The 11,190-nt window shown below is 66.1% G+C and carries 9 protein-coding genes; 6 read left to right on the top strand and 3 right to left on the bottom strand.

Annotated elements, in window-relative coordinates:
• The first annotated feature begins 134 nt into the window (after positions 1-134).
• From QZV93_RS13835 to QZV93_RS13810, 6 genes are all read left to right on the top strand, one after another.
• Positions 135-1,652, top strand: a complete 1,518-nt coding sequence (locus QZV93_RS13835) for a replicative DNA helicase (RefSeq protein ID WP_295559215.1) — start codon at positions 135-137, stop codon at positions 1,650-1,652.
• 43 nt (positions 1,653-1,695) lie between these two features.
• Positions 1,696-2,820, top strand: a complete 1,125-nt coding sequence (gene alr / locus QZV93_RS13830) for an alanine racemase (RefSeq protein WP_295559214.1) — start codon at positions 1,696-1,698, stop codon at positions 2,818-2,820.
• Position 2,821: 1 nt separating this feature from the next.
• The gene (gene radA / locus QZV93_RS13825) at positions 2,822-4,210 is read left to right on the top strand and encodes a DNA repair protein RadA (protein WP_295559213.1); all 1,389 of its coding nucleotides are present in this window, start codon (positions 2,822-2,824) and stop codon (positions 4,208-4,210) included.
• Positions 4,211-4,323: 113 nt separating this feature from the next.
• Complete coding sequence (locus QZV93_RS13820; protein WP_295559212.1) at positions 4,324-4,878, top strand: CvpA family protein; 555 nt, start codon at positions 4,324-4,326, stop codon at positions 4,876-4,878.
• 321 nt (positions 4,879-5,199) lie between these two features.
• Positions 5,200-6,633 carry an amidophosphoribosyltransferase gene (purF, locus tag QZV93_RS13815; protein WP_295559238.1) on the top strand — a complete coding sequence of 478 codons (1,434 nt, stop codon included), beginning with the start codon at positions 5,200-5,202 and terminating at the stop codon, positions 6,631-6,633.
• Between the two features lie 296 nt (positions 6,634-6,929).
• Positions 6,930-7,691 (top strand): SDR family NAD(P)-dependent oxidoreductase, encoded by a 762-nt coding sequence (locus QZV93_RS13810; RefSeq protein ID WP_295559211.1) that lies wholly within the window; start codon positions 6,930-6,932, stop codon positions 7,689-7,691.
• Positions 7,692-7,751: 60 nt separating this feature from the next.
• On the opposite strand, the gene QZV93_RS13805 is transcribed toward QZV93_RS13810, so the two are convergent.
• The 3 genes from QZV93_RS13805 to metG are packed head-to-tail and all read right to left on the bottom strand — an operon-like array spanning position 7,752 to position 10,971.
• On the bottom strand, positions 7,752-8,546 hold the full coding sequence (locus QZV93_RS13805) for an MBL fold metallo-hydrolase (protein WP_295559210.1): 795 nt from the start codon (positions 8,544-8,546) through the stop codon (positions 7,752-7,754).
• Positions 8,543-9,346 (bottom strand): TatD family hydrolase, encoded by an 804-nt coding sequence (locus tag QZV93_RS13800; RefSeq protein ID WP_295559209.1) that lies wholly within the window; start codon positions 9,344-9,346, stop codon positions 8,543-8,545. Before QZV93_RS13800 ends, QZV93_RS13805 begins: the two co-directional genes overlap by 4 nt.
• An 8-nt stretch (positions 9,347-9,354) precedes the next feature.
• A complete protein-coding gene (gene metG / locus QZV93_RS13795; protein WP_295559208.1) occupies positions 9,355-10,971 on the bottom strand; it encodes a methionine--tRNA ligase in 1,617 nt (538 codons plus the stop codon).
• Positions 10,972-11,190 lie beyond the last annotated feature (219 nt).

The following is an 11,190-nucleotide window of genomic DNA, read 5'->3' as shown; positions in this document are numbered from 1 at the left end:
CGATGAGTTGTAGCGGCGCACGGATGGTCGGTGCGATTCGCCTCACTCAAGCGACAACTTTCGGGTGTGTGGGTAACGGGGAATGGGCGGGGAAGCCCTGCGGACGACTCGGGGCCTTGAGCTAGGGTGCCCCCATGACAACAAACACAGCCCTCCTCCAGACCGACAAGCTGCGCGAAGCCGCCCAGGCCACCGAGCCGGTGCATTTCCGCGAAGCCCCCCACAACATCGAGGCAGAGCAAGCCCTGCTCGGCGCCATCCTGATCAACAACGAGGCGTTGGACCGGGTGTCCGCGTTCCTCGAGGCGGAGCATTTCTTCGATCCCCTGCACGGCCAGATCTACGAGACGACCGGGAAGATGATCCAGGTCGGCAAGCAGGCGACGCCGATCACGCTCAAAACGTTTTTCGAGAATGCCGAGCCGATCGATGCGCACATGACCGTGCCGCAGTATCTCGGCACGCTGGCCACCAACGCCGCGACCATCATCAACGCCGAGGACTACGGGCGGACGATCTACGACCTCGCCGTGCGCCGGCACCTGATCGTGCTCGGCGAGGACATGGTCAACTCGGCCTATGACGCGCCGATCGACTTTCCGCCCGAGAGCCAGATCCAGGAGGCGGAGACGCGCCTCTACGACCTCGCAGAGCGCGGCAAGTACGGCCAGGGCTTCATGACCTTCGGCACGGCGCTGACACACGCCATCGACATGGCGGCGGCGGCTTACGAGCGGGACGGACATCTTTCGGGCCTGGCAACCGGCCTCAACGATCTCGACAACAAGATGGGCGGGCTGCAGTCCTCCGATCTCATCATCCTCGCGGGTCGTCCGTCGATGGGCAAGACGGCGCTGGTGACCAACATCGCCTACAATATCGCCAAGACGTACCGCTCCGAGAAGCAACCGGACGGCACCGACAAGACCGTCGATGGCGGCCGCGTCGGGTTCTTCTCGCTCGAAATGAGCGCCGAGCAGCTCGCGACACGTATTCTTTCCGAGCAATCCGAGATCGCGTCGGAGAAGATCCGTCGCGGCATGATCACCGAGGACGAGTTCCGCAAGCTCTCGGAGGTCGCCAAGGTGATGAGTCAATCGCCTCTCTATATCGACCAGACCGGCGGCATCTCGATTGCGCAGCTCTCGGCGCGCGCGCGCAAGCTCAAGCGGCAGAAGGGGCTCGACCTTCTGATCGTGGACTACCTGCAGCTGCTCTCGGGCTCATCCAAGCGCGGCGACAACCGCGTGCAGGAGATCACGGAGATCACCACCGGCCTCAAAGCGCTGGCGAAGGAGCTCGCGGTGCCGATCATCGCCCTGTCGCAGCTCTCGCGTCAGGTCGAGCAGCGCGAGGACAAGCGGCCACAGCTCTCGGATCTGCGTGAATCGGGCTCGATCGAGCAGGACGCGGACGTTGTCATGTTCGTGTTCCGTGAGGAATACTACGTCGAGCGGCAGAAGCCGCGCGAGGGGACGGCGGAGTTCAACGATTGGCAGACGCAGATGATGGCGGTTTCGGGCAAGGCCGAGGTGATCATCGGCAAGCAGCGCCATGGCCCGGTCGGGACCGTGCAACTCGCCTTCGAGAGCCAGTTCACGCGCTTCGCCAACCTTGCGCGCGAGTTCCAGCTTCCCGAGCGCTACGAGTGACAGCTCGCCGGCCCTTCGGGCGGCTGCAATCGGCGGGGGCGGCATGACGATCGAGCTGCCACCCGAGGCGACCGGCGTGATCATCGTCGATCTCGACGCGCTTACCGCCAACTGGCGGGCGCTCGCCGACCTCGTCGCCCCTGCGGAATGCGCCGCGGTGGTGAAGGCCGACGCCTACGGCCTCGGCGCGACGGAGGTGATCCCGGCGCTGGCGCGGGCCGGGTGCCGGACGTTTTTCGTGGCCACGCCCGAGGAAGGGCGCGCGGCGCGGCTGCTCAATCCCGACGCGCGCCTGTTCGCGCTCGATGGGCTGATCCCGGGCGCCGAGGAGCTTCTGATCGCGGCCGACGTGGCGCCGGTTCTCTCCAACCTCGACGAGGTCGCGGCGTGGTCCGAGGCCGCGAAGCGGCTCGGGCGCCGACTGCCGGCCGCGCTGCAGATCGACTCGGGCCTCAACCGCCTCGGGCTTTCGGCCGCGGACGTGAAGACGCTGGCCGCGCGACCGGCGCTGTTATCCGCCCTCGAACTCCGCCTCGTCATGAGCCATCTCGCCTGCGCCGACGATCCCGCGCATCCGCAGAATGCCAAGCAGCGCGCCGCCTTCAACAAGCGGCGTGCGCTGCTGCCTTCTGCGCCGGCGAGCCTCGCGGCTTCGGACGGGCTGATGCTGGGCGCGACCTATCACTACGATCTCGTGCGGCCGGGCTACGCGCTCTACGGCGGGCAGGCGTTCCAGGGCGGGCCGACGCCGGTGTCACCGGTCGTCACCGTGCGGGCGCGCGTTCTGCAGGTGCGGACGCTCAAGACCGGTGACAGCGTCGGCTATTCGGCCACGTGGCAGGCGGCGCGGCCGTCGCGTATCGCGGTGGTTGCGGCGGGCTATGCGGACGGCTTCGCGCGCGCGCTCAGTGCCGCTTCTGGCAAGAAGGGCGGTGCCGTGCTGGTGGGCGGAGCACGTGCGCCGGTCGTCGGGCGCGTATCGATGGATCTCATCACCGTCGACGTGACGGACATCGAGGGCGAGGTTGCACGCGGCGATCTCGTGACGCTGGTCGGGCCCGGACTCACGATCGAAGCCATGGGAAAATCGGCCGGCACGATCGGCTACGAGGTGCTCACCCGCCTCGGCCCGCGTTTCGCGCGCCGCTACCTCGGCGGAGGAGCGTAGAATGCCCAAGGCCACGAAATCCAATTTCGTCTGTCAGAGCTGCGGGGCGGTGTCGGCGCGCTGGGCGGGGAAGTGCGTCTCGTGCGGCGACTGGAACACTATCGTAGAGGAGGTCACCGCGCCTCCGCCGCCCGGGTCGGGTCTCGCCAAAGCCAGCAAGGGACGCGCGCTCACGCTCGAAAGCCTCTCAGGCACGTCGAAGGAAGCACCGCGCTTCTCGACCGGCATGCCGGAACTCGACCGCGTCACAGGCGGCGGCATCGTGCCGGGAAGCGTGCATCTGATCGCGGGCGAGCCCGGTATCGGCAAATCGACGCTGCTGCTGCAGCTCGCGGCGGCCCTGGCGCGGGCTGGCCGGCGCGCGATCTACTTTTCGGGTGAAGAAGCGGCCGCGCAGGTGCGCCTCAGGGCGGCGCGGCTCGGGCTCGGCGACGCGCCGGTCGCGCTGGCGGCGGAGACGAGCCTCACCAACATCCTGGCGACACTGGGCGAGGAGAAGCGGGCCGATCTGGTCGTCATCGATTCTATCCAGACGCTGTGGACGGATGCCCTCGAGGCGGCGCCGGGATCCGTCAGCCAGGTCCGGGCCGCGACACAATCGCTGGTGCGCTACGCCAAGCAGGCCGGGTGCGCGCTGCTGCTGGTCGGGCACGTGACGAAGGACGGTCAGATCGCGGGACCGAAGGCGGTCGAGCACGTGGTCGACACCGTGCTCTCGTTCGAGGGCGACCGCGGACATACGTATCGCATCCTGCGCGCGACCAAGAATCGGTTCGGGGCCACCGACGAGATCGGCGTGTTCGAAATGGCGGAGACCGGCCTGCGGGAGGTCGCCAATCCGTCGGAGCTGTTCCTCGGCGAACGCGATGCCAGCGCGCCGGGCACGGCCGTGTTCGCCGGCATGGAAGGGACGCGGCCGATCCTGGTCGAGATCCAGGCCCTCGTCGCGCCTTCGGGGCTCGGGGTTCCGCGCCGTGCGGTGGTGGGCTGGGAGCAGAGCCGGCTCGCCATGCTGATCGCCGTACTCGAGGCGCGGTGCGGAGTTTCGTTCGCCCATCACGACGTCTATCTCAACGTGGCCGGGGGACTGCGCATCGTCGAGCCGGCGGCGGACCTCGCGGCGGCGGCGGCCCTGCTCGCCTCGCTCGCGAACCAGGCGCTCGATCCCAAGCAGATTCATTTCGGCGAGATCTCGCTTTCGGGGGCGGTGCGCGCGTCGCCGCACATGGGGCTGCGCCTCAAGGAGGCCGCGAAGCTCGGCTTTACCGGTGCCGTGATTCCGGCCGGCGGGGAGCTTCGCGGCGAGCCCGGCGGCGAAGGCGGTAAGCTCGCGCTCAGCCGCATTTCCCATCTCAAGGAGCTTGCGGCGGGCCTCGCCCCGTGCGACTGAACAGCCGGGGAAACACACGAGCACGCCGTCAACACCGTTGTTCTGACCGATGATTCACGCCTTGGGCCAGCATGGCCCTTCGCGGTCATGGTCCAGACGGAGGAGCCGAGACCATGATCGGGCCGCTGACCTACCTTGATGCCGCAGTGCTCGCGGTTTGTTTCATCTCCGCCATCCTCGCCATGTATCGCGGGCTCACGCGCGAGCTGCTCTCCATCCTGTCGTGGATCGCGGCGGCCGGAGCGACGCTCTATTTCGTATTGAATTACAAGAAGGTGGCCGAGGACATGGCGGTCCAGATGGGGACCCAGGTCGCGGTCGCCCAGATCGCCATCGGCGCCGTCATCTTCCTCATCGTGCTCATCATCGTGCACCTGATCACGGCACGCATCTCGGATGTGATTCTGGATTCGAGCGTCGGCATGATCGACCGCATCCTGGGCTTCCTGTTCGGGCTCGCGCGTGGATTCCTGCTGGTCGTTATTCCCTATATGTTCTACGCGTCGTTCGTGCCCGACGAGCAGAACCACCTGCCCTGGGTACGCGACGGTTTGTCCACGCCCTACATCCGTGAGACCGGGACCGCGATCCGCGGCATCCTGGAAACCTATATGCCGACGAGCCTTTCTCCGCCGCCGGCGGCTCCGGACGCGCCTCCGGCGCAGTAGGTTCCACGCGCCTCCGGCACGATAAGTAACCAATTATACTTTGGGATAAGCTCCGCGGGCGGAACTGCGCCCGCGGCGCCATAGCCCGGCGACAGATCTGCGACAGTTGCAATAAAGCTCTTTAACAGCTCGGCGATTATCATATATTCCGCGCATGCAACGGAGAGGGGTATGACCCTCGGCATCGCGTGCGGCGAGCGGCCGTTGCATCGAACTTGCGTTTAGTAGTTGCGGCGGATGCTTTAGCGGGAGGCAGCCATGGCGCACGATCACGCACCCGGTGTCGGGAGCGACACCTTTCCGGATTTCGGCCTATCCAAGATGGGCGACGACAGACTCCGCGAAGAATGCGGGGTCTTTGGTGTTTTTGGGCACCCCGAAGCGGCGGCCATCACAGCGCTCGGTCTGCATGCCCTGCAACACCGCGGCCAGGAAGCCGCCGGCATCGTCAGTTACGACGGCAAGTTCCACTCCGAGCGGCGTCTGGGCCTGGTCGGAGACAACTTCAACGAAGCGCAGGTCATTCATCGCCTCAAGGGCTCCATGGCCATCGGCCATAACCGCTACTCGACGACCGGCGAGCCCGCCCTCAAGAACGTGCAGCCGCTCTATGCGGACATCGACACCGGCGGCTTCGCCGTCGCGCACAACGGCAATCTCACCAACGCGCTGACGCTGCGCCAAGAGCTGATCAACTCGGGCGCGATCTTCCCCTCAACCTCGGACACCGAGGTCATCCTTCACCTCCTCTCGCGCTCCAAGAAGCGGCGCATGGTCGAGCGCTTCGTCGAAGCGATCCGCCAGATCGAAGGCGCCTGGGCTCTCGTGGGCCTCACCAACGACATGATGATCGGGGCGCGCGACCCCGTGGGCATCCGCCCGCTGGTGATCGGCCGGCTGGGCGAGGCCTACGTGCTCACGTCGGAGACGTGCGCACTCGACATCGTCGGCGCGGAGTTCGTGCGCGAGGTCGAGAACGGCGAGGTGGTCGTCATCACGGCCGAGGGGCTCGAAAGCCACCGTCCCTTCCCGCGCCGTCCGGCACGGCCCTGCATCTTCGAGTATATCTACTTCGCACGCCCCGACAGCGTCATCGGCGGGCGGTCCGTCTATGACGTGCGTCAGCAGATGGGCGCGCAGCTGGCGCGCGAGGCGCCGGCGGATGCCGACGTCATCGTTCCCATTCCCGATTCCGGCGTGCCTGCGGCGATCGGATTTGCCCGCGAGTCCGGGCTGCCGTTCGAGCTCGGCATCATCCGCAATCACTACGTGGGCCGCACCTTCATCGAGCCCGAGCAGCGCATCCGGGCGCTGGGCGTGAAGCTGAAGCACTCCGCCAACGCGGGTGTCATCCGCGGCAAGCGCATCGTGCTGATCGACGACAGCGTCGTGCGCGGCACGACATCGAAGAAGATCGTGCAGCTCATGTACGAAGCGGGCGCGCGCGAAGTGCACATGCGCATCTCATCGCCGCCGATCACGCATTCCGACTATTACGGCATCGACACGCCGAGCAAGACTGCGCTTCTGGCCGCCAACTACGACATCGAGGGCATGCGCGCTTTCATGGGCGCGGACAGTCTGGCGTTCCTCTCGGTCGACGGCATCTATCGGGCGGTCGGCTACGACGGACGCGATGCCATCAACCCGCAGTTCACCGACCACTGCTTCACGGGCGAGTACCCGACGGAACTCACCGACCAGAACGGCCAAGCCGGTACCCGTCAGCTGTCGCTGCTCGCGGAGGTCGGATAACAGCCTGCGTCCGCTCCCGAAGGCCCGCGCCCTTCTGCCCGGCACGTGGGTTGAAACCGGTGTGGCTTGCCCGGCCTTTGCCGAGCGTTTGGACGGGGTGTCGGCGTCGCCCGCCGGCTGCCGCACGGCGGCCTGACTTGCATATCGATCTCGCAGACTTGCCTCTTGGAAACTAAGCGGCGCGAGCGGGCTTCTCTTTCGGCCGCCCAAGCGTTTACAGTGCAGCCTCGAGATTTCGACGCGTCCGATATGTCCCGCTCGGGCCCGATCCCGCTCCGAAGAGCCAGAAAGGCCTCATGGCAGTCCCTCCCCGCTTCAAGGATCGCATCGCTCTGGTGACAGGCGCCTCGCGCGGACTCGGACGCGCCTTGGCGATCGCCCTCGCGCGCGAGGGGGCGCACGTCGTCATCTCGGCACGCACGCCCGGTGCTCTCGAAGAGGTGGACGACGAGATCCGCGCCACGGGCGGGCAAGCGACCATCCTCAAGCTCGACCTTCGGGCCCAGGACCGCCTCGACCAGCTCGGTCCGGTGCTCTTCCAGCGTTGGGGCAAACTCGACATCCTGGTCGCAGCCGGGGGAATCCTGGGACCCCTCTCGCCGTTGCCTCACGTGGCGGCGGATGCGTGGGAGAGCGTGCTCGACATCAACCTCAACGCCAACTGGCGGCTGATCCGCACGCTCGATCCGCTCCTCAAGCGGAGCGATGCGGGGCGCGCCTTGTTCATTACCGCGGGTGTCGCCTCCGGCGACGTGGCCTATTGGGGCCCTTATGCGGTGGCGAAGGCCGGACTCGAGGCACTGGCGAAGACCTACGCGCAGGAGGTGGCCAACACGCCGGTGCGGGTCACGCTACTGGATCCGGGGCCGATGCGGACCGCGCTGCGCGCCAAGGCATTTCCGGGCGAGGACAAGAGCAAGCTCGTGGAGCCGGAACAGGTTGCGGCGTTCGCGTTGCCGCTGTTGCTGCCGAGTGCGACCGAAAACGGCCGTCTCGTGCGTTTCCGGGCCGACGCGCCGCAAGCCGCCGCGCCGCTGGCGGCCAGCAACGACGCTTAGCGGTTCTTTCGTTTGCTGGTTGGATCCTCGGGACAAGCCCGAGGATGACACGTGGAGACGTCAGATCTCGATGACCATGTTGTCGTAGGCGGGCTCGACGTGGGACGGAAGCTCGCGCTTCAGGGCGTCGTAGTCGAGGTCGCCGGTCATGTGGGTCAGCACGGCGCGTTGGGCTTTGAGCCGGGCGATGTGCTCGAGGGCTTCCTTGACCGAGAAATGGCTCGGATGGGGCGTGTAGCGCAGCGCATCGACGATCCAGAGATCGAGGTTCTCCAGCAGCGGTACGGAATCGAGCGGCAGCGCCGAGACATCGGGCGAGTAGGCGACGTCGCCGAAGCGGAACGCCAAAGTTTCGATGTCGCCGTGGAACTGCCGGATCGGAAGCGCCTCGATGGTGCCGCCCGCGCCTTCGATGGCCACCTTTTCGCCGGGCTTCATGCGCTCCGCCACCAGGATCGGCGGATAGGTCGATCCGGTGGGTTGCACGAAGCAGTAGGCAAAGCGGCCGACGATGCTCGACTGCGTCGCCGCATCGAAATAGCACGGCACGCGCTTCTTCATGGCGTAGGCCACCATGCGCAGGTCGTCGATGCCGTGCGTATGATCGGCGTGGTCGTGGGTGAAGAGCACCGCGTCGAGGGCCTCGGCGCGCACGGAGAGAAGCTGCTCGCGCAGGTCGGGCGGCGTATCGATGAGGACGCTCGTCGTGCCGCCGCGTCCACGCTTCTCGACCAGCAGCGCGCACCGGCGGCGGCGGTTCTTCGGGTTTTGCGGATCGCACCTGCCCCAGCCCGAGCCGATGCGCGGCACGCCACCCGAGGACCCGCATCCGAGGATCGTAAGTCGGAGGCTCATTCGGCGGCACTCTCGCGCGCGGCCGGCCGTTGCGCCTTGGCGTACAGGCGGAAGAAGTTGTCGGTGGTCGCGCGTGCCACCTCGGCCTCCGAGACGCCGCGGATGCGGGCCAGTGCGGCAGCGGTGTGCACGACGTAGGCGGGCTCGTTGGTCTTGCCGCGGTGGGGAACCGGGGCGAGGAACGGGGCGTCCGTTTCGACGAGGATGCGGTCGAGCGGCACGTCGCGGGCGATCTCCTGGAGGGCTTCGGTCTTCTTGAAGCTGATGACGCCGGAGAACGAGACGTAGAGGCCGAGATCGACGGCGCGCAGCGCCAGCTCGCGCCCGCCGGTGTAGCAATGAAGCACGGCGGGAAAAGCGCCCTTCCGATGCTCATCCCGGAGGATGGCCAGCGTGTCGGCATCGGCCTCGCGGGTGTGGATCTCGAGTGGCAGCCCCGTCTCGCGCGCGGCGGCGATGTGATTGCGGAAGCCTTCCGCCTGACCGGCCGGGCTCGAATGCTTGTAATAATAGTCGAGCCCGGCTTCGCCGATGGCGACCACCTTCGGATGCTGCGAAAGCCTGACTATCTCGCTCGCGGGAATGTCCAGCTCCTCGTCGGCGTTGTGCGGGTGCGTGCCGACGGAGCACCAGACATCGGGGAAGCGCTCGGCGATGGCGCGGATCTGATCGAACTTGCGAATGCGCGTCGAGATCGTCACCAGCGTGCCGACGCCGGCCTTCTCCGCACGCGCCACAACGCCCGCGAGGTCGTCCGCGAACTCGGGGAAATCCAGGTGGCAGTGGTGATCAACCAGCATGCGTTGCTCTAGGTTTGCGGCTTCTCGCCCTTGCCGCCCTTCTTCTGCTTCGGAGGGGGTTGTTGCTTTGGCTGCTCCTCCGGATCGACGTAGCGCGGGAAGACGCCCTGCGGCTCCGGAATGGCGGTGCCGGGCTTCAGGCGGCCCGCCGCTCCGAGGCTTGCGAAGGCGCGACTATCGTCGTCGCCGGGCAATATAAGATCGAGCAGCTTGCCCGCCAGCTCCGGCATCGCCGGCTGAGCCAGAATGGCGAACTGCCGCACGATCTCGGCCGTGACATAGAGAATGGTCTCCATGCGCTTGGGATCGGTCTTTTTCTTTGCCCACGGCTCCTCGGCCGCGAAGTAGCGGTTGGCGTCGGCGATGACGGACCACACGGCGTCGAGATAGCGCGTGATGGCCTGTCTATCCATGGCCGTGCGCGCCTCGGCGTAGAGGGCGTCGGTCGCGGCGAGGATCGCCGCATCCTCGGCGGTCAGCTCGCCGGGCTCGGGGAGCTTGCCGTCGCAGTTCTTGTAGATCATCGACAGCGAGCGCTGCGCCAGATTGCCAAGGTTGTTCGCCAGATCGGCGTTGATGCGGTTGGCAATGGCTTCCGGAGAATAGTTGCCGTCCTGCCCGAAAACAACTTCACGCAGGAAGAAGTAGCGCAGCTGATCGCGGCCGTAGGCGCGAACGAGGTCGGACGGATCGACGACATTGCCAACCGACTTCGAGATCTTCTCGCCCTTGTTCAACACAAACCCGTGCGAGAAAATGCGCTTCGGCAGCGCGATGCCGGCCGACATCAGGAAAGCCGGCCAATAAACGGCGTGGAAGCGCACGATGTCCTTGCCGATGACGTGCACGTCGGCCGGCCAGAAATCTTTTCGCGCGCCTTGCGGCGTATTAAGCAGGCTCGTGGCCGTCACGTAATTCGTGAGCGCATCGACCCAGACGTACATGACGTGACCCGGCGCGTCCGGAACGGGAATGCCCCAATCCAGCGTCGAGCGCGAGATCGAGAGATCCTCGAGGCCGCTTTTGACGAAGCTCACGACCTCGTTCCTGCGCTCGGGCGGCAGGATGAAGTCCGGGTTCGCGTCGTAAAGCGCGAGCAAGCGGTCCTGATATGCCGACAACCGGAAGAAGTAGGTCTCCTCCTCGGTCCATTCGACGGGGGTGCCGTTCTCGGTATCGTAGCGTTGACCGTCACGCAGCTCGGTCTCGCTTTCCTTGTAGTAGGTCTCCTGGCGCGTCGAATACCAGCCGCCGTACTTCTTCTTGAAGATGTCGCCGGCCTTCTCCATGCGCCGCCAGATCTCGGCCGAAGCCTCGTAGTGACGTGGCTCGGTGGTGCGGATGAAGTCGTCGTTGGAGACGCCGAGCAAGGCGACCATTTCGATGAAGCGCGCGGCGTTGCGGTCCGCGAGAGCGAGCGGCTCGATGCCCTCCTTCACGGCCGTCTGCTTCATCTTGAGACCGTGCTCGTCGGTGCCGGTGAGAAAGAGGACATCCTTGCCATCGAGGCGCTCAAAGCGGGCGATGGCATCGGTGGCGATGGCCTCGTAGGCGTGGCCGATGTGGGGCACGCCGTTCGGGTACGAGATGGCCGTGGTGATATAGAATTTTTTCCGGTCGCTCATGACGTTTCCTGGGGACCTTTCAGGACCTGATGTCGAGATTGCTCAAATGACCGCGTTCGGTCGCCGGATGCGCGCAGGGATCAGCGTCACATTCGGGAGGGGCAAGCGGAGCCTGTGATCAACCGGGTCATCATCGGGCGAGCTTCCAAAAAGGTCTTTTAGCAAGACCGATGATTCACGCTTCGGACTGATAGGGCCCGAAGCGATCATGGTCATTTA

The sequence above is a fragment of the uncultured Hyphomicrobium sp. genome (assembly GCF_902826555.1).
In the GTDB taxonomy this organism is placed as follows: domain Bacteria; phylum Pseudomonadota; class Alphaproteobacteria; order Rhizobiales; family Hyphomicrobiaceae; genus Hyphomicrobium_C.
Note: the sequence above shows the minus strand (reverse complement) of the source record. Positions and strands in the feature narration are given on the sequence as shown.

Bases quoted from the DNA above. Each gene is read 5' to 3' on its own strand.
- purF (WP_295559238.1), top strand. From the start codon at position 5,200: ATGGGCGACGACAGACTCCGCGAAGAATGCGGGGTCTTTGGTGTTTTT.
- radA (WP_295559213.1), top strand. From the start codon at position 2,822: ATGCCCAAGGCCACGAAATCCAATTTCGTCTGTCAGAGCTGCGGGGCG.
- QZV93_RS13835 (WP_295559215.1), top strand. From the start codon at position 135: ATGACAACAAACACAGCCCTCCTCCAGACCGACAAGCTGCGCGAAGCC.
- QZV93_RS13805 (WP_295559210.1), bottom strand. From the start codon at position 8,546: ATGAGCCTCCGACTTACGATCCTCGGATGCGGGTCCTCGGGTGGCGTG.
- metG (WP_295559208.1), bottom strand. From the start codon at position 10,971: ATGAGCGACCGGAAAAAATTCTATATCACCACGGCCATCTCGTACCCG.
- QZV93_RS13810 (WP_295559211.1), top strand. From the start codon at position 6,930: ATGGCAGTCCCTCCCCGCTTCAAGGATCGCATCGCTCTGGTGACAGGC.
- QZV93_RS13800 (WP_295559209.1), bottom strand. From the start codon at position 9,346: ATGCTGGTTGATCACCACTGCCACCTGGATTTCCCCGAGTTCGCGGAC.
- alr (WP_295559214.1), top strand. From the start codon at position 1,696: ATGACGATCGAGCTGCCACCCGAGGCGACCGGCGTGATCATCGTCGAT.
- QZV93_RS13820 (WP_295559212.1), top strand. From the start codon at position 4,324: ATGATCGGGCCGCTGACCTACCTTGATGCCGCAGTGCTCGCGGTTTGT.